Source organism: Saccharothrix sp. 6-C (genome assembly GCF_016695385.1).
GTDB classification, from domain to species: Bacteria; Actinomycetota; Actinomycetes; order Mycobacteriales; family Pseudonocardiaceae; genus Actinosynnema; species Actinosynnema texasense.
On record NZ_CP064192.1, the window covers coordinates 5,670,172 to 5,688,895 of the forward strand.

General features: G+C 72.9%; 14 protein-coding genes. 8 read left to right on the forward strand and 6 right to left on the reverse strand.

Annotation, left to right across the window (positions count from 1 at the left end):
• Window positions 1-691: 691 nt before the first annotated feature.
• From IOD16_RS23520 to IOD16_RS23535, 4 genes are read right to left on the reverse strand one after another with little or no spacing between them, the layout of a single operon-like run.
• A complete protein-coding gene (locus tag IOD16_RS23520; RefSeq protein ID WP_201436175.1) occupies window positions 692-1,729 on the reverse strand; it encodes an NlpC/P60 family protein in 1,038 nt (345 codons plus the stop codon).
• Window positions 1,730-1,748: 19 nt separating this feature from the next.
• The gene (locus IOD16_RS23525) at window positions 1,749-2,234 is read right to left on the reverse strand and encodes a poly-gamma-glutamate biosynthesis protein PgsC/CapC (protein ID WP_201436176.1); all 486 of its coding nucleotides are present in this window, start codon (window positions 2,232-2,234) and stop codon (window positions 1,749-1,751) included.
• Entirely contained in the window at window positions 2,231-4,099 is a 1,869-nt protein-coding gene (pgsB, locus tag IOD16_RS23530; protein WP_201436177.1) for a poly-gamma-glutamate synthase PgsB, read from the reverse strand. Before pgsB ends, IOD16_RS23525 begins: the two co-directional genes overlap by 4 nt.
• On the reverse strand, window positions 4,096-6,246 hold the full coding sequence (locus tag IOD16_RS23535) for a HAMP domain-containing protein (protein ID WP_201436178.1): 2,151 nt from the start codon (window positions 6,244-6,246) through the stop codon (window positions 4,096-4,098). Before IOD16_RS23535 ends, pgsB begins: the two co-directional genes overlap by 4 nt.
• 304 nt (window positions 6,247-6,550) lie before the next feature.
• Between IOD16_RS23535 and IOD16_RS23540 the strand changes: the two genes are divergently transcribed.
• The 7 genes from IOD16_RS23540 (at window position 6,551) to IOD16_RS41070 (ending at window position 15,782) form a co-directional block, all read left to right on the forward strand.
• Window positions 6,551-7,393, forward strand: a complete 843-nt coding sequence (locus IOD16_RS23540; protein ID WP_201436179.1) for a hypothetical protein — start codon at window positions 6,551-6,553, stop codon at window positions 7,391-7,393.
• A gap of 158 nt (window positions 7,394-7,551) precedes the next feature.
• Window positions 7,552-9,957 (forward strand): CapA family protein, encoded by a 2,406-nt coding sequence (locus IOD16_RS23545; protein WP_201436180.1) that lies wholly within the window; start codon window positions 7,552-7,554, stop codon window positions 9,955-9,957.
• 265 nt (window positions 9,958-10,222) lie between these two features.
• On the forward strand, window positions 10,223-10,828 hold the full coding sequence (wrbA, locus tag IOD16_RS23550; RefSeq protein ID WP_201436181.1) for an NAD(P)H:quinone oxidoreductase: 606 nt from the start codon (window positions 10,223-10,225) through the stop codon (window positions 10,826-10,828).
• 162 nt (window positions 10,829-10,990) lie between these two features.
• The gene (locus IOD16_RS23555; RefSeq protein WP_201436182.1) at window positions 10,991-11,164 is read left to right on the forward strand and encodes a hypothetical protein; all 174 of its coding nucleotides are present in this window, start codon (window positions 10,991-10,993) and stop codon (window positions 11,162-11,164) included.
• 61 nt (window positions 11,165-11,225) lie between these two features.
• Window positions 11,226-11,510, forward strand: coding sequence for a hypothetical protein (locus IOD16_RS23560; protein WP_201436183.1), 285 nt, complete (start codon window positions 11,226-11,228; stop codon window positions 11,508-11,510).
• A 246-nt stretch (window positions 11,511-11,756) separates the two neighbouring features.
• Window positions 11,757-12,590 (forward strand): hypothetical protein, encoded by an 834-nt coding sequence (locus tag IOD16_RS23565; protein WP_201436184.1) that lies wholly within the window; start codon window positions 11,757-11,759, stop codon window positions 12,588-12,590.
• Window positions 12,591-12,710: 120 nt separating this feature from the next.
• Entirely contained in the window at window positions 12,711-15,782 is a 3,072-nt protein-coding gene (locus IOD16_RS41070; RefSeq protein WP_268957639.1) for an AfsR/SARP family transcriptional regulator, read from the forward strand.
• A 15-nt stretch (window positions 15,783-15,797) separates the two neighbouring features.
• On the opposite strand, the gene IOD16_RS23575 is transcribed toward IOD16_RS41070, so the two are convergent.
• Complete coding sequence (locus IOD16_RS23575) at window positions 15,798-16,592, reverse strand: Calx-beta domain-containing protein (protein WP_201436185.1); 795 nt, start codon at window positions 16,590-16,592, stop codon at window positions 15,798-15,800.
• A gap of 281 nt (window positions 16,593-16,873) precedes the next feature.
• Here IOD16_RS23575 and IOD16_RS23580 point away from each other — a divergent pair, with 281 nt between their 5' ends.
• On the forward strand, window positions 16,874-17,014 hold the full coding sequence (locus IOD16_RS23580; protein WP_201436186.1) for a hypothetical protein: 141 nt from the start codon (window positions 16,874-16,876) through the stop codon (window positions 17,012-17,014).
• 72 nt (window positions 17,015-17,086) lie between these two features.
• Here IOD16_RS23580 and IOD16_RS23585 read toward each other — a convergent pair whose 3' ends face one another.
• Window positions 17,087-18,697 carry an FtsX-like permease family protein gene (locus tag IOD16_RS23585; protein WP_236594309.1) on the reverse strand — a complete coding sequence of 537 codons (1,611 nt, stop codon included), beginning with the start codon at window positions 18,695-18,697 and terminating at the stop codon, window positions 17,087-17,089.
• Window positions 18,698-18,724 lie beyond the last annotated feature (27 nt).

An 18,724-nucleotide genomic window follows, 5' to 3' on the forward strand; every position in this document is an offset into this window, starting at 1 on the left:
GCGGTGAAGGACGCCGAATTGCTCGTGCTGCGCCACGAGAACGCCGTACTCCGTCGGCGACTCGCCAGTCCAGTCCGCTACGAGCCCGCGGACCGGCTCTGGTTCGCCGCCGTGTCCGCGCTGGTGGATCGCCGCCGGTGGCGAGAGGTCTCCGCGTCACGCCGGGCACCCCGCTCACCTGGCACCGCAAACTCATGGCCCGCAAGTGGGACTACTCCGCGCACCGACGCACCGGACGCCCACCAACACGAGCGGCGGTGAAGACGCTCGCCGGCCCGGATCGGCCACCGCCTCGCCTGCTCGACGGTTTGGCGGATCCCGCACGACGCGGGCATCGAGCCGGCACCGCGCCGTGGTGGCCCGACCTGGCGCGAAGGCGCCCCGGATGAACGCCCACTGCGAACAGGTCATCGGCACCCTCCGACGCGGACTCCTCGACCACCCCCGATCCCGGGCAAGAGCCACACACGTCAGGTCCTCACGACCTGCGAAGACCACGACGACCGCCACCAACCTCCATCAAGCCCGCGACCACCTGCCACCCGAGACCCGACGACACCCCGCCGCGGTGCACAACCTCGACACCCGCAGAGTGCGCACCCGCATCCTCAGCGGACTCGTCGACGAGTACAGGAACGCCGGCTGACCAGCAGCGATGACTTTTCGAGCGGGGTACCGGCTCCGCGGGAGGTCACAGCCGCCTGGCCGACCGCCACGAAGTCGAGTAGAAGCCGCCGTCGTCCAGGAGCGAGGTGCCGCCCACGTCGCCCAGCGTGGGCCCGTTGATGCGCTCCCTGCTGGAGATGAAGCGGTGGTGGCCGCCGTCGTCGAGGCCGAGGTAGATGCCGACGTGGTCCAGGGTGTCCGGGTCGTCCTCGACCTCGAAGAACACCAGGTCGCCCGGCTGGAGCCGGCTGTAGTCGGTGGCGCGGCGGCGTTCGTTGGCGACGAGCTGCACGCCGGGGCCGAACTCCGAGATGGCGTAGGCGCGCCGGGGCAGGCCCGGTCCCGGGGCGTTGACGCCCAGCAGCGGCATGCCGAGGCGGTAGCCGAACACCAGGCGCACGTAGCCCGAGCAGTCCACGGCGCCGTAGCGGCTGCGCTCGGGCTGCGCGCTGGTGCCGTTGACGAAGTCCCAGGGCAGACCCAGGTAGTCGTAGAAGTCGGACTGCTCCTGCCGGCCCGCGCCGGAGGACTTGACCGGGCCGAACGAGGCGTCCCCCCGGAAGCGCACACCGTTGGCGTCGGTCTCGTCCGGCATGTCGATCAGGTACTCGGTGGCGACGGCGAGCACGTCGGGACCGGTGTCACCGCGTGCTCGGGCGAACCAGTCGGTGAACCAGCCCTCGACCTCGGCGCCGACCCGCCACGGCTGCGGCAGCAACCGCACCCACGAGGAGGTGGTGACGGTCGCGGTGGTCGCCTTGGGCTCGCTGAAGGACCGGCGCGGGCCGACGAGCTGGGCCGTGCGCGCACCGTCGGTGAACACCGCGACGACCACCCCGCCCGCCTTGTCGCGCACGACGGTGCGGGCGGGCGCGTCGAGCCGTTCGTAGACCAGCTGATCGGCCTGCGGGCTCACCGATCCCGGCTCGGTGGTCCGCTCGCCGCCCGACCCGCCGGTGGGGACGTCCGGCCACCAGACGACCAGCGCGACCGCGAGAGCGGCGACCACCAGGGCCGCCACCCCCGCCCGCGGCAGCCACGTGAGTCGCCGTTCCGCCTTCATCCCTGTCGCACCAACCGCTTCAGACCGTGGGCACCAGCCCGATGAGCACGCCGCTCGCCAGGACACCGTATCCGGCCGCGCTGACGGTACCCGTCGCTATCGCGGTGACCAGCGGTGGTTGGCGGACGAGCTGGTAGGCGATGAGACCGGGCACCACGAACCCCAGCGTCTGGTGCGCGAACAGCAGCGGGTAGTCGCTCTGGATCAACATGAACAGCGTCGTCTGCAGCAGCACGCCGGTGAGCACGACGGCGGCGAAGAGTCGCTTGCCGTAGAGGATGACCACGCGCTGCAACAACTTCACCGCGCCGTAGGTGACACCGCTCATGACCACCACGAGCAGCGCGCGCCGGTAGTCCTCCACGAGGGTCAGGGCCAGCCAGCCCGGTGTGATCATGCCGCCGGGCGAGAGGTTGGTGGTGAGGTAGCACGCCAGGGAGAACACGAGGCCGATGGCCAGGCCGAGGGTGGCGACCTCCGGCAGGAGGAGGGATCCGTTGGTCACGACTGCTTCCGGGGTCTGGGAGTGGTGCGGTGGTCGGGGTGCGGTGACGCGTCCTGGTCGGGGGTCCCGTGTCCCGGGCTGTCGAAGAGGTCCCCCCGCGCCGCGCCGTCGGCCTGCGTGCGGTGGGCCGGGCGGGGCGTCACGCCGCCGGGGTGTTCGGCCCGGAAGCGCTCGGTCCCGGGGTCGTAGCGCTGCCGGACCGGTTCCGGGTGCACGCGGTCGGGCGCCGGACGTCGCGGTTCCTGCACCCGGTGGGGGTCCCCGACGGGCAGCCGGCCCCGGGAGGGAGGAGCCACCGGGTTGACGAACCGCGTCTCCGGCGACGCGTCGCGGGACGTCTCCGCCGACCGCCCGGGTCCGGCCGGGTGCCGCCGGTGCTCGTGCGGGCGGGTGTGGACCGGCAACCGCTCACCCGGTGCGCGCGGTGGCTCGTGGCGGGCATCCGGCAGCGGCGAGGGGAACCGGCCGTCGTCCGTCCTGCGGGGCGGGAGGGGACGCGGCCGTCCCCCGGCGTCCGGTCCTGGTGCGGCGCCCCGGGGCGGGGTGGGTCGCGGGGTGCGGCCGGATGGGACGTCCCCGGCGGGTGCGGGCCGGGCCGCCGGGCGCGCGGGCGGCTCGACGCGCGTGCCCGGTTCGACCCGCGCGGCCTTCCCCACCGGCACCTCCGCGGGGGCGGCCTGCTCCGACGGCGGCGGTTCCTCCAGGTGCTCGACGGCTTCGAGGAACATCTCGCCCTGGCCGTGGATGTTGCCGATGGCCACGAGCGACGCGGTCGACTCGACCCCGGCCAGGACGGCGTCGAGGATTTCCTGACCGTTGCGCGCGCCGCCGAGGTCGGTCACCCGGTCGCGCCACCGCTCGTCCACCGCGGCCAGGGCGCTGCGGGTCGGTTCCCCGATGAGCACCACCCGGTCGGGGTCGATCCGCGCCACCAGGGCGCCCATCTGCTGGTTGCGCTCCACGCGGTCCGGTCGGCAGTTGATGACCACGTGCAGGGGGCGGCCGATGGATCCCTGCTCCAGCAGCCGTTCGATGTTCATCAGGGTGGACTCGGGGTCGTTGGCCGCGAAGACGTTGGCCAGCTTGATCCGCTTGTCGCCCGCGATCCGGGTGTGCACCGACAGCACGCCCGGGTCCGGCGGCGCGGACCACATGCCCGCCAGCGCCGAACGCCGGTTCACGCCCAGCAGGTCGGCCACCTTGAGCGCGATGGCGACGTTCTCCTTGAACGTGATCCAGGTGAAGCCCGCCATGTCCTCGTCGGTGACCGACTCGGGGTCGACCGCGATCAGCTCGCAGTCCCGCTTGGCCGCCTCCGCCTCCAGGATGTGCAGCCGGTCCACCTCGGCCGTCACGCACACCCCGCCCACCGGCATGGACCGGCTCAACGACCGGGCCACGTCGTCGAGGGTGGGGCCCATCTCGGCGAGGTGGTCCTCGCGGACGTTGCACAGCACGCCGATGGTGGAGCGGATCAGCTTGCTCTGGTTGATCTCCTGGAGGTCGGGCATGACCGCCATGCACTCGATCACCAGCGCGTCGGACCGGTAAGCGGCGGCACGGCGCACGATGCCGATCTGCTCGACGACGTTCGCGATGCCCCACTTGCGGTAGACCGGTTCCTCGCTGCCGTCGGGGTGGATGAACCGGGCGGCCGTGCCGGTGGTCTTGGCCGTGGTGACCAGTCCCCCGCCGCGCAGGGCCCCCGCGCACAGCCGGGTGATGGAGCTCTTGCCGCGGATGCCGTTGACCAGGACCCGGTGCTCGATGCCGCCGAGCTGGCCGAGGTGCCTGCGCTGCTCGACCACGCCTGCGGCGAACGTGCCGACCGTGAGCAGGACGAAGACGACGTAGAGGTAGGTCACGCCGAGCCCTTCCCGACTCGGGCGCGGGACGCGCGGGCGGCGGTGCGGCGGACCGGTGGGCGGGACCGCGGGGCGTGCGCCGCGGGCTTGTCCACCGGTTTGAGGAACTGGGTGGGGTCGGTGGCCGCACCCCGAGGCCGGCGGACCTCGCCGAGTCGGTCGGGGCCCTGGGTCACCGCCTGTCGGCAGATCTCCAGGCACGAGGCGATGGTGCCGACCTCGTCGTGCCGCTGGGGGTAGATGACCGACTTGAGGTCGCCGCGGACCAGGGCGTCCGCGGCGCGGGAGACCCGGCGGAGCGGGCCGAGCACGGAGAACAGCAACCAGCCGTAGCCGAACAGCGCGACCAGCGCGACGATCAGCGCGACCAGTTGCGCGTAGCGGCGGACGTCGTTGACGGGCAGGGCGAGTTCGGCGCCGGGCTTCTCCGAGACCACCGTCCAGCCGAGCCGGCCGACCTCGCCGCCGACCACGGCCGCGGCGGAGACGATGCCGGGGCCGTCCTCGCCGGGTTGGACGTCGCCGACGGGGTCGCCGCGCTGGGCGCGGGTGGCGCCGTCGCGCAGTGCCGGGTCAGTGACCTGCTCGAAGGCGATGAAGCCGTCCGTGGCGCTGATGGTGCGGAAGTCCCCGTCGACCAGGCGCGCGTGGCCGGGCACGTGGCCCAGCAGGGAGCCGAGGTGCTCCAGGTCGAACTCCCCGACCACCGTGGAGCCCCCTGCCACGGGGACCTCGGCGAAGATCACCGGGACGCGGCCCTCCTGGTTCTGCTGGCGCAGGCCCGCCACCGCCGCCGGGGGTTCGCCGATGCGCAGCGGGGGGCGGCCGACGGGCTCGCCGGCCCGGCCGGAGCGGTCCACCACGTAGAGGCTGCGGTAACGGGTCTGGTCGACCACCATCCGCTCCAGCGCGGACCGCAGGGCGTCGGGCGACCCCGTGCCGGCGGCGACGGCGGACAGGTCGGCCAGGCCGTCGTTCATGCTGCGGCGCAGGGCGTCCGTCGCCCTGGCGGTCTGGGCGCGGACCCCGGCGACGACACCGGCGGGGATGTCGACCTCGGCCGGGCGGAAGGCCACGAGCACCCCGGCCGACCAGGCGAAGACCGAGAGCGCGAGGACGCAGCAGGTGGCGCGCGCGGTGACGCGGCGGCCGGTGACCGGCTCGACGTCGCCGCTCCCGCCGGTCAGGCGGTCCAGGCACAGCCGGGCCGCGGCGACGACACGGGCCACCTCGGCCGTCCCGGTGGGGCGGACGGTGGTGTCCAGGTCACCGGAAGCGAGGGAGAGCAGGTCGGCGCGGGCGGCGAGGACGGGACCGGTGACGACGCGCCGCACGACCACGAACCCGACGACGGCGAGCAGCGCCAGCACGGCGGCGGGAACGATGCCCGAGGTGCCGGCCGCGCCGCTGTGCAGCGGGCCCGCGGCGACCGCGACCACGGCGAGTTCGAGACCGTCGGGGCTGCCCGACGGCACGACCCGCACGTGGGCGTAGGTGCGCTGGACGCGGTCGTCCGGCGTTCCGAGCAGCACACCGGGGCCGGCGACGGCGGCGCGGGCGGCCTCGGCGAGGAAGCGCTCGACGTCGGGGGCGCGGTCGCGGGCCAGCGGTCCCGTGGCGGCGACGACCTGGCCGGACAGGGTGGTGAGCAGGTAGGACTGACGGAGCACGTCGTCCGCGGCCGGCTCGGGCAGTCGCAGGGCCGTCGTCGCGGTGAGCAGTCGGCCGTCGGGCAGCCTGGTGGTGATGAGCAGCACCGGTTCGCCGCCGGCGGTGACCGCCGAGGTGACCGCGGCGTCGTCGACGACCGTCGGGATCACCTGGATCGGGACCTGCTCACCGCGTGCGGCGAGCAGGGAACGACCGGGTTCGGCGAGCACCGCGGCTCCGCGCCACTTGCGGTTGCGCGCCAGGTCGTCCAGCAGCCGGTCCGGTTCGCCGGTGGCGCCGGTGGAGGCGTTCCGCAACTCGCTCGAACCCTGGTTCGCCGTCGCGCCGATGGAACGGGCCACTCCGAGCGCGATCTCCTGCTGGGACTCGAGGAAGGCGGCGGGCACCTCTTCGTCGCCGTCGCCGCTCAGCAGCAAGCCCGTGGTCCCGGCCAGGACCAGGAGCAGGACGAGCAGTGCCGTGGGCAGTAGACGCACCGTGGCCGGAAACGATGTTTCCGGTAATTGGTCCTGCAAACGTCCCAGCCGGACGTCACGGTCTGTAACCGTTTTGTGGCGCACGAAATTTCTCCGACCCCGTCACCCATAAGGAGAGGGGCGCGCCCCCGAACGCGCTACCCCGGTTGATGCAACCCGTAGATTGTGCACCACAAAGTCGCCAACACCTAGCCAAGAGGGGACTACCGATGTGCCGAACGAGTGAATCCACTTTACATCGGTGATCTATATTCGTTTCCGGCGGACTTTTGTGTTGTTTCTCGCCGTGATCAGCATCTCCTTCGTGGGGTGTTACGGAAAGGGCCCTTCCGACGATCCGCCACCGCCCTCCGACCCGGCGGTGGCCCTCGCGGAGCGGGTCGCCGCGTTCGTGGCGGCGCTGCGCGAGGACGCGCCCTACCGACCGCCCACCGCCGAACAGCGCCGGGCGTTCACCGAGGCGCTCACCGCGCTGGGCCCCACCCCGGCGGCGGGGGACGACGACCTGCGCTCCCTCGGCTTCGCCGTGCGGCGCACGGTGGACGAGGAGACCGGCCGCCCCTACGCGCTCGCGGCCGCGGAGGCCGGCACCGAGCACAGCTGGGGTCTGTACGTGGTCGACCTGTCCCGACCGGTGCGGGTCGCGGTGCAGGTCCCGCACCCCGCCAACGACCTGCGCACCGCCGAGATCGGGCTCGACCTGTTCCGCCGGGTGCCCGGCGCCGTGCTCTCCGTGGCGGGCACGCACCGCCGCGTGGCCGCCGGCGCGGGTGACGCCGCCCACCGCACGGACTCGCTGTTCCACGCGGCGGCCGAACGGCACTCGCGCGACCGCGTGCCACAGGTGCAGCTGCACGGCTTCGACGACGACAGCCTCCCGTCCGCGGACCTGGTGCTCTCCCCCGGCGCGGCGCGGGAGGACCCGTCGATCACCCGGGTCGCCGACGACCTCGAAGGGCTGCTGCGCGTGTGCCGGGCGTGGGCGCGCGACTGCGGCGATCTTGAGGGCAGGCGGAATCGGCAGGGAGCCGTCGCGGCGGAGCACGGCGCCTTCTTCGCGCACGTGGAGCTCAACCGCATCACCCGGGTTTCCCCCGAGCAGTGGGAACCCGTCGTCCACGCGCTGGAAAAGGCACTGGGCGGCTGAACCGGCGCGCGGCTGAACCGGCGGACGCCCGGTCCGGCGGACGCCGGAAAACGGTCACGGCACGTGAAACGTCACCATAACCACGAAAGGGTTCTGTTGTGGGCATCATCAGCACGTTGAGACACCGGTGGCCGTGGGTAGCCATTCCCCTGGTCGTGGTGACGGCGGTGGGAGCGGTGGTCTACGCGATCGGCGGCGGCGACTGCGACGACTGCCTGCGGCCGGCCGGCGGCGACAGCATCGCGGTGCGGCTCAAGGTCGCCGGCGAGTCCGGTGAACCGCTGGAGGGCGCCACCGTCACCGTGCACTCGCCGCTGGGCAGCCCGGTCCCGCTGACCTCCGACGACGACGGTGTGGTCGAGGTGCCCGAACTGCCCGGTCCGGCCATGACCGTCGTGACCGCGGACGGGTACCTCGCCGAACCCGTCCCGCTGGGCTGGTCGGACTCCGGCAAGCAGGTCGACGTGAAGCTGTTCGCCCGCGGGGACGACAGGTTCGCCGTCCACTCGGCAGGGGACGTGATGTTCGGCAGGCGCTACGCGACGCCCACCCAGGAGGAGTCCAGCGGGCGCTCGGAGCCCCTGATCCCCGCCGACGACGCCGCCGCGGGCGCGCGGGACGTGGTGGCCGCCATCGCACCCGCGTTCGCCGCCGCCGACTTCCGCACCGTCAACGTGGAGACGGTCATCAGCGACAAGCCCGCGGACGCCGCCTACCCGGGCAAGCGCTACATCCTCCAGTCCGCCGGACCGACCGTGGCAGGTCTCCGCGCGCTGTCCGCGGACCTCGCGGTGCTGGCCAACAACCACTCCCGCGACCTCCTCGACGCCGGCGTGGCCGACACGCGCGCCGCGCTGTCCGGCGCGGGCATCGCGACCGTGGGAGCCGGCGCGAACGCCGCCGAGGCCGCCCAGGCGCACCTGCGCGACGTCGCCGGCACGGGCGTCGGCGTGCTCGCGTACACCAGCGTGGACGGTTCGTTCGTCAACGAGAGCTTCCCCCCGGCGACCGCGCGGCAACCCGGCGACGTCGCCGAACCCGACCGGTGGCAGTACGAGAACAGGACCTGGGGCTACCCGGCGGCGGGCGTGCCGTCCGCGCCGCGCCGCATCCGCGAGGCGTGGGAGCGGTTCAGCGCCGCCGAGGAGAAGGCCTCGGACGACCAGGTGGCGGGCATGTGGGCGTCGCTGGCGGCCGTCTACCCGGAGGTGCAGGACTGGGTGGCACGACGCGGTCACGGCGGCGCGGCCCGGTGGGACGGCGAAACGTCCACCGCCCAGATCGAGCAGGTCGCGAAGTCGTCCCCGCTGGTGATGGTCCAGGTGCACGCCGGCTTCCAGTTCCAGGAGGCGGCGTCGGACAACATCCGCGACATCGCCCGCGAGGCGATCGACGCGGGCGCGGACATCGTGGTCGCCCACCACCCGCACGTGCTGCAAGGACTGGAGTGGTACAAGGGCAAGCTGATCGCCTACAGCCTGGGCAACTTCGTGTTCGAGCAGAACTTCCTGGCCACCTTCGCCAGCGCGTTCCTGCGCACCGTGTGGGAGGGCGACACCCTGCTGGAAGCCAGGCTCTATCCGCTGGAACTGGTGGACTACAAGCCCGTGCCCGTCACCGACACGGCGGCCGAACGCGTCCTGGCGCGCGTGTGGGAGCGCAGCACGTTGCCGCTGGAGTCCTACCGGGACGACGAAGGCGACGTCCGCACCCGTCCCCGCGAGAAGGGAACGCCGGCGCACGTGGTCCTGGAGCGGCACACCGCCCGCCTGGTCGCCGAGCCCGCCGCCGCCCGCGCCCAGGACCAGGCGGTGGGGCCCGGCGCGGTGGTCGACCTCCCGGTGGCCGCGTCGGCGCTCGTCAAGCCGACCGGCGGCGACGGGGTGGACATCGGGCGCGACCTGTACGGCTGGGGGCACTTCGAGGACGAGACCGCCGACGCGTCGATCAGCGAGGCCGTGCACTGGAGCGTGAACAGCAGACGTGAGGGCGTCCGCTCCGGTGACGCCGCACAGGGCCTGCGCGCCCTCCGGCTGGAGGTGCGCGACGGCGACTCGGTGCAGAGCAGGCCGATCGCCCGCATCCCCCTGCCGCGCCACCGGGCGTACCGGGACGAGGACGGCCAGGCCGTCCCCACCGACCCCACCCCGTCGTACTCGCTGGTCGCCCGGGTGCGCCGCTCCTCGACCGCTGCCGCGGAGGCCCGCTTCGACGTCTACCACTTCGACGACAGCAACCCGGCCGAGGACCCGACCTCGGAGGTCGTCGCGACCTACACCAAGGCGGTGGACGTCCCCGCGGACGGGCAGTGGCACCAGGTGGTCGTCGACCTGGCGGTGTCCGAACTGGACAGTGGGCCGACGACGGGCAACATGGTGATGCCGTACCTCAAGGTCTCGGGCTCTTCGGCGCAACCCGCGTGGGTGGACGTGGACGAGCTGCGCTTCGTCGAGTGGCGCGACGCCCGGGGCACGAACTCCCCCGGGGCCTTCACCCTGGCCCGCAACCGCGGCGGAACGGGCGTGACCCTGCCCTACGAAGTCCTGCTCCCGTCCTCCCCCTGACCCGGACCGGCGAGCGGGCCACCCGACCGGACCGCCCGCTCGCCACCCGGCTGCCGGACCACGCCCTCACCGTGCCGTGCCCGTCACACGTCCGCGGTTGCGCGGGTCGATCGCGCGCTGCTGAAGCGCAGGTCAGACCGTGTGAGCGACTCTGGGACCCCACCCGCTCCGGGGGTTTCGGACATCCAAGGGGTGATATCGGTGCACACACCGATGCCGACCGGGTACACCACCGCGACAGTCGTCGACAGCACGGGAGAGCTCGATGTCCGACCTCAAGATCGCCGTCATCTACTACTCCGCCACAGGCAGCGTGCACGCGATGGCCCGAGCCGCGGCCGAGGCGGCCGAGGGGGAGGTGCGGCTGCGGAAGGTGCGCGAGCTGGCGCCGGACGAGGCCATCGCCGGCAACGAGGGCTGGGCTGCCCACGTCAAGCAGACCCAGGACGTCCCCGAGGCGACCTTGGACGACCTGGAGTGGGCCGACCTGCTCATCTTCGGCACGCCCACCCGGTACGGTCTGCCGACGGCGCAGCTGAAGCAGTTCATCGACTCCACCGGCCCGCTCTGGGCGCAGGGCAAGCTGGTCGACAAGGTGGCGACCTCGTTCACCTCGGCGGGCACCGCGCACGGCGGCCAGGAAACCACCATCACCGCGCTGAACAACACCTTCTACCACTGGGGCTGCGTCATCGTGCCACCCGGCTACGCCGACCCCATCCAGTTCCAGGCCGGTAATCCCTACGGCACGAGCCACGTCTCCAACAACGGCCAAACCCCACCCGGCCAGGTGGAACTGGACGCGGTGACCTTCCAGACCCGCCGCGCCGTGCGCATCGCCCGCGCCCTGAAGAAGGGCCTGACCGCCTAGCTCCGGCAGAGCATCGCGCCCAGCTCCACCCCGCGGACGGCCCTCGACAACGTCGTGCCGCACTTGTCCCCTGCGATGCGCCGCACCTGTCGACAACCCGATCCACAGGCCGAAGACTCACCGCCGCTCTGCCCCTGGTCCTCCAGGCCAGGATCACGAGGTGTGGCGCTACGACCGCTGTACCTGATCTTCGTCCGGGTCGCCGGCCGGCTGGTTCTGCCCGACCGGTCGTCGGCGGCCAACGACGTGGAGTTGCCGGTACTGCGGCACGACGTCGCCGTGCCGCGCCGGACCACCCTCGCCCGCGGTGGAACTGAGCCGACCGCGCTGTGCTGATGCGGCACCTGCCCGACTGGCTACACCCGGCCATCGGACAGCCGCCTCGACCGTGCGCCGCGTGCTCAAGCGCCTGCGGGTATCGCCCGAACCCCAGCGTGACACCCACATGGCATGGCGACGGTTCCTCCGCGCTCGGGCAGCCGGCCTGTTGACCTGCGATTTCTTCCACATCGACTGCGCGGTCACCCTCAAGCGGGTCTCTGTGTTCTTCGTGATGAAGGTCGCCGGCTGCCACGTCCACGTCCTCGGCACCACCACCGACCCAGACGGGACATGGACCGCGCAACAAGCCCGCAACCTGCTCATGGACCCCGAAGGCGACGACTCGCGCGGAACCGGGTGAGCGTCACCGCGAGCGATCAGGAGCGGGTGGAACCACGACGGGCGGGCCCGATCCCGGTGCGGCACGCCAGAAGTGCGATGGTGTCGCGCCCGAGAATGCGTCCGACGCGAGTCGGCCGCGGGCTGCTCGGCCGAATGCCGCACCCGCTGAGCCCTCACGGCCACAACAGCACGACAACCGCCGCGCAACCACGTGGCCGGAAGCTGGTGCCGCTCAGCCGAAACACTCCCTCGAAAGGGGCGGACAATGTTCGCACGGGGCACCGGACGCGCTCTGCTCATGACCGGCCTGGTCGTCGCGGCGGCCCTCGCCGGGTCCACCCAGGCGGGTGCCAGTCCATACGGCGGTTTCACCGCGACCTGCTCGTCGGCCGCGGACGCCAACGAGAGGTTCTGGACCAACATGTCGTGGGACACCTTCAGAAGCAAAGACGCGGGATACTTCGCCGACGGGCTGCGCATCACGCAGCTGGACATCGAGGGTCACGACGTGACCGCGACGTGGCAGCCGGGATCGGGCACCCAGCGGGTGCACTGGGGCCTGTCGACCGACCAGTTGGAGTCGCTGGACGCGACGTACTTCAGCCAGGGCCTGCGGCTGGTCGACCTGGACTACGACGGCGACTGGGCCGCGGTGTGGCGCCCCGGCTCCGGTGCGCAGCACTGGCGCTCGGGCATCCCGTCCTGGACCGACTTCAAGAACCAGAACCAGGTGTACTTCGACCAGGGCCTGCGACTGGTCGACGTGGTCGTCAACGCCGACGACGACATCACCGGCGTGTGGCGCGCGGATCAAGGAACGGCCGGGCAGGTGTGGCAGTCGGGCCTGCTCGGCAGCGGCGTGGACGCCAACAACGAGAGCCAGTTCGACCGGGTGAACCGGGCGCGCAAGGAGTCCGGCTGGGAGCTCCAGATCGTCCGCACCCACCCGCACGACTCCTACGTGATGGGCGTGTGGCGGTACCGGGGCGGTTCGTTCCAGCAGAGCACGAACCTGTACCAGACGACCGAGGCCCTGGCGAACATGCGGATCCACTGCCAGGAACGCGGCATGCGCCTGGTGTCGGTCGACGTGAAGTAGACCCTCTCGGACAGCGCGGCCCGGGCACACCGCCCGGGCCGCTCCCGTTCCTCCCTCTCGCGGATCGATCCGCGCGGCGAACCTTGTACGCTGCGAGACGACGGGGCGGGAAGAGGTTCGATGGTGGCTGGCGTCGAGGGCTCATCGGGATCTTCGGGGGAGATCAGGATCCTCGGTCAGGTCGAGGCCATCGGCCCGCTCGGTGTCGCGAACCTCGTCGGCACCAGGCGACGCGCGCTGCTCGGGGTGCTGGCGCTGCGGGCCGGCTCGGTGGTGCCGATCACCGGGCTGATCGACGTGCTGTGGGGCGAGGACCCGCCGCGCACCGCGCTGCGGACCCTGCACAGCCACGTGGCGCGGGTGCGCCAGGCGCTGGCCGCGTGCGGCCTGCCGAACGTGCTGCGCACCAGGGAACCCGGCTACGTGCTGGCGGTGGCACCGGAAATCGTGGACGCGCACCGGTTCGAGCGCACCGTCCGGTCGGCGCGCGAACAGCTGTCCACCGCACCGACCGACGAGGCCGTGGCCAAGCTGCGGCAGGCCCTGGCGCTGTGGCGCGGCGAGGTCCTCTCCGACGCGGAGGTGACCGGCTGGGGCCTGGCCGAAGCCGACCGGCTCCGCGAGGTGCGGCTGGCCGCCGTCGAGGACGTGTGGGACGCCGAGCTGCGGCTGGGCCGCCACCGCGCCGCCGTCGGGGAGCTGGAGCGCCTGCTGGTGCACCACCCCGAGCGGGAACGGCTGGTGGAGCTCCACATGCTCGCGCTGTACCGGTGCGGGCGGCACACCGAAGCGCTGCACGCCTACCAGCGGTTGGGCGTCCGGCTGGCCGAGGAGCTGGGGCTGGACCCGGGCCCGGCGCTGGCCGGGCTCTACGCCGCGATCCTGCGCCGCGACCCCGCGCTCGACCTGCCCGGCCCGGCCAACGGCGCCGTGCGCGTGACGGCCGCGCAGCCCAGGCCCGCACAGCTGCCTGCCAAGCCGGGGCACTTCGCCGGGCGTGACGCGGAGTTGGCCGAACTGGACCTCGTGCCGGCGGAGCACGCGGACGACCTGCCCGTGGTGGTGATCTCCGGTGCGGCGGGGATGGGCAAGACGGCGCTGGCCGTGCAGTGGGCGCACCGGGTCGCCGACCGGTTCCCCGACGGGCACCTGTTCCTCGACCTGCGCGGGCACGACGCCGGGCGGGCGATGACGCCCGAGCAGGCACTGCCCCACCTGCTGCGGAGCCTGGGCGTGCCGGACGACCGCGTGCCGGCGGAGGTGTTCGAGCAGGCCGCGCTCTACCGGTCGCTGCTGCACGGCAAGCGCGTGCTGGTGCTGCTGGACGACTGCCGGGCCACCGAGGACGTGCTTCCACTGCTGCCGGGCACCTCGACGAGCCTCGTGGTGCTGACCAGCCGCACCTCGCTGCCCGCGCTGGCGGCCCGGCACGCGGCGCACGTCACGCACCTGGACGCGCTCGGTCCGGCCGAGGCGCGGCTGCTGCTGGAGACCGTCCTGGGCGCCGAGCGGGTGCGGCGCGAGGCGAGCGCGGTGACCGAGCTGGCGGAGCTGTGCGGGCGGATGCCGCTGGCGCTGCGGATCGCGGCGGCCAAGCTGGCGGGGCAGCCGGCCGGCGCGGTGGGGTCGTTGGTGGCCGAGCTGGCCGGGGCCGACCGGCTCGACGTGCTGTCGGTCGAGGGCGACTCGCACAGCGTGCGCGCGGTGTTCGCCAGCACCTACCGGTCGCTGAGCGCCCCGGCCGCGCGCGCCTTCCGGCTGCTCGGGCTGCACCCCGGTCCGGTGTTCGGCACGGGGCTGGCCGCCGCGGTGTGCTCGGTGCCGCTCGCGGGTGCGCGGCGCGCGATCGAGGAGCTGGGCACCGCGCACCTGGTCACCCGGCAGGACGGCGACCGGTACCGGTTCCACGACCTGATCAGGCTGTTCGCGCGGCAGTGCGCCACCGTCGACGAGCAGGCGGAGGACCGGGAGGCGGCGCTGGACCGGCTGCTGGACCGGTACCTGACCGCGGCCCACCGGGCGAACCAGCTGCTCGACCCCCGGCGCGACCTGGTGGTGCCGTCGCCGCGGCACACCACGCCGGAGGAGCCGTTCGCCGACCGGCACGCGGCGCTGACCTTCCTCGATGCCGAACGCGCCAACCTCCTCGCGGTCGCGCGGCACGCGGCGGAGACCGGTCGGCACACCGCGGCGTGGCAGCTGACCTACCTGCTGACGAGCTTCTTCGACGCGCGCGGCCGATGGACCGAGCGGGTGGAGATGTGCCGGTTCGGCCTGACCGCGGCGCGGGCCGGCGGTGACGTGCGGGCCGAGGGCGAGATGCTGCGCGCGCTGGGCGTGGCCCACCAGATGACCCGGCGGTTCGAGGCCGCGCTCGACAGCTACGGGCAGGCGCTGGCGCACGCGCGGGCCACCGGTGACCGGCAGGCCGAGGGGCACGTGCAGGGCAACATCGCCAACACCCACACCGAGCTGCGCCGCTTCGACGAAGCCGTCACGGCCTACCGCGAGGCGCTCGCGGTGCACGAGGCCGAGGACAACGCGGTGGGCACCGTCCTGGCCCAGCGCAACCTCGGCTACACCTACATCCGGATGGGTCGGGCCGACCTGAGCGTCGAACCGCTGACCCGGGCGCTGGAGCTCAGCCGGCGCCTCGACCACCTGCGGTTCCAGGCGGCGGCGCTGGACACCCTGGGCGAGGCGCTGCTGCAACAGGGCGGGCTCGCCGAGGCCGTCGACCACTTCGAGCAGGCGGTGGCGGCCGGGCGGCAGGCCGGGGACCGGTGGCTGGAGTCCACGGCGCTGGCCCACCTCGCCACCGCGCTGCTCGACCAGGGCGACCCCGCCGCGGCGCTGGGCCACCTGCGGCGGGCGCTGGCTGTGGCCCGGGAACTGGCGGACCGGCACACCGAGGCCTCCGTGCTGAACCTCCTGGGCCGGGCCCGGCTCGAGCTCGGGGACCTCGCCGAGGCCCGCCGGCACCTGCACCTCGCGCTGGCGCTGCGCGAGCGCGTGCCCGACGCCTACGAGGAGGCCGAGCTGCACGACAACCTGGGCGACCTGGAGCTGCGCGGCGGCCGGGAGGCGGAGGCGGCGCACCACTGGGAGCTGGCCGCCGCGCTGTACGGGAAGTCCGGTGCGCCCGCGGAGGCCGAGGCGGTCGCGGGCAAGGCCAGGTCCGGTCGGACCTGACCTCGCCCGCGCGACTCAGCCCTGGCCCGCGAAGGTGACCTTCGTGCTGGTGTTGTCGAAGACCCCGTACGACGTCGAGGTCAGCTCGACGAAGAAGTACTCACCCGGCTTGGGCACGGCGTTGGGCGCCAGCAGCACGACGGCGGGTGCGGTCAGCGCGCCCGCCGGGATGGTGAGGTGACCGTTGGCGACGCCGACGAAGTCCTCGCCCGCGCGGGCCGTGCCGTTGACGGTGCGGTAGGTGACGGTGACCGGCACGTTCGCCACGTGCGAGAGCACGACGGGGATCTCGCGGATCGGGTCGTCGGGGACCCAGGAGATCGTCCCGCCCGTCGACACGACCGGCGGGTGCTGCGGGTCGTCGTCGTCCTGGATCGTGGCCACCGCCTCGGCCTTGGTGATGACGACGCCGGAGCTGCCCGAGGCGAGCTTGACGGAGAACGTCTCCTTCCACTCGATCGCCGCGTCGCGCACGATCGGCACGTGGATCTCCTGGGCGACGGCCGTGCCCGCGCGCCAGGTCAGCTTGCCCGAGGTCGGTGTGTAGTCACCCGGCGCCTTGGCGGTCCCGTCCACGGTGCGGTAGTCCACCGTCACGTCGGTCTGCGCGCAGCCGCCGGCGGTGACGGTGAAGTTCGCCGTCGTGGACCACTCGTCCCCCGTGCCCTCGTTCCCCGCCTTGTCGTCGATGGCGACGTAGAGCTTGTCGCAGGCTTCGCCCGCGTGGGCCGCCGCGTGCGGCAGCAGGACCGCCGGGAGCAGCAGGAAAGCGGTCACCGCGACGGTGAACCGCCGGAAGCAGAACCTCATCGATCTCCCCCTGGACGCAGTTGCCGCCGACCACCTGGTTCGAGTCGGCTCGGACCAAGGGATACCGAGTTCCTGTTGTCGCACGGTTGTCGTGCGTCCGCATCCGCCCCGGCATCGACCAGCACGGCATGACGACCGGCTGTGGGACACCGAGCCCGGAAGCCCTCCTCGGTACATCGCACCGAGCCGGCCGTGGCCGGTCTCCACGTTGTCGGTCAGCCATGCCTGGTTCACGTAGTCCTCGACCGTCTCGGGGCGTCCCGCTTGCACGACACGCGGATTTGATCCTCACCCGGGTCGACGGCGTCAGCTTCACCGAGCCGCCGGGCGGCGATCACCACGGGCCGCTGCCCCGGTTCTACCTCGACGAGGTGCTGTCGGTGGTCCGGCGGTCCGCCGAGGACGCAATGGGCTGCCGTTGAGCGAGTCCACTCCGCCAGACGGCCCCCGGGGACGGTCGACGATGCACCGGCGCCCGCCGACCGCCGGCCAGCTCACTCCTTCGCTGTGACCAGGGAAACAGGCCGCGCTTTCGTCGCGATTGCCGCAGTGATGGCGCTGGTCACCGCCACGATGCCCACCGAACCGATCGCGACGACCACGACGAGCGTCCAGGGGACGACCACCACGGGCACGCCGATCGCTTTGTCGACGGCGCCGGCGATGCCGGCCAGACCCATCCCGGCCACCACGCACCCGAGCACCAGTCCGATGACCGCCGCGGCGGTCGCTTCGGCCACGGCCGTGCGCACCACCTGGGGCTGGGTCAGCCCGGTCACCCGGGAGACGGCGAACTCCCGGCGGCGTTCGGTTCCGGCGATGACCACCGAGTTCACCACGGCCATCAGCGCGTACAGCCCGGCCAGGCCCATCAGCACGGTCAGGATCTTGACGTTGCCGGCCTGGGCGTCCTCCGCGCGGTCGACCGCCCACTCGGCCACCGTCCGCACCTGGCCGAAGCCCGCTTGTCCGATCCGCTCGGCGACGGCGTCCGGGGAGTGCCCCGGCGTGATCTGGACGACGGTCTCGGTCGGCGCCTTCGCCCACACCTGCCGCGGCAGGGCTTGGCGCGGGACCAGGAAGCTGTCCCCCGCCTCCAGGGTCTCCGGCAGGCGGCCGACCACGGTGAGCTGCAGCGACTGCCCGCCGATGTCCGCCGTGAGCACCCGGCCGGGTTCGATCCAGTCGGCGTGCCGCGCCGGGCCGGTGAACACGGTGGCGCCGGTGAGCGCGTCCAGGCTGCCGGCCGACGGGGGCAGGGTGTGCGTGCGCGCGTAGTCGGCAGCGTCCACCGCGATGATCCCGGCGTAGAAGTTCCTCGTGACCACCTGGTTGTCCTGCTCCTTCTCCACGGTGATCGTGATGTCCACGGCGTTCTGACGGGAGGCGACGGCCACGCCCTCGACGCCCGGCAGCCGTTCCGCCTCCTCGCCGGTGGAGGTCACGACGAGGTGGCCGTTCACGGATCGCTCGGCCTCCTCACCGCCGGCGGCGGCGAGTGAGGCGAAGGTGCCCGCCAGCCCGAGCAGCAGGGAGACCAGCACGATCAGCGGCGAGGCCGTGGCCGCGCTGCGCCGCACCCCGTCCCGCAGGTTGGCCTGCGCCAGGCCGATGAGCGTGCTGCCGGGCACGAGAACCCCGAACAGCCCCGCCATGAACGGCACGACCAAGGGACTCAGCAAGCTCATGGCGACCGCGCCGGACAGGGAGATCCCGAGTGCCGCCATCATCGCGCCGATCAGGTCGGCGTCCCGGGCCCACGCCACCAAGGCGATGGTGCAGACCGCGAAGGACAAGCCGAACAGCCACCGGGAAGCGGACATCGCCCGGGCGGCCTTGCCGGTCTCCCGCAGGGCTTCCAGGGGCCGGATCCTCGCCGCCCGCAACGAGGCGGTGAACACACCGGTCAGGGCCACGCCGACACCGATGATCCCGGAGGTGATCACGGCCCACATCCGCCACGGGACGTCGAAACCCTCAGGCAGCAAACCTATCTCGACCAGCAGCCACGTCTGCGCGTACTTGGCGATCACCCCGAACGGCACGCCCAGCGCGGATCCCACCAGGCCGAGCAGCAGTGACTCCGACAGCAGCAGCGCCCGCAACTGGCCGCGGCTACCGCCGGTGAGGCG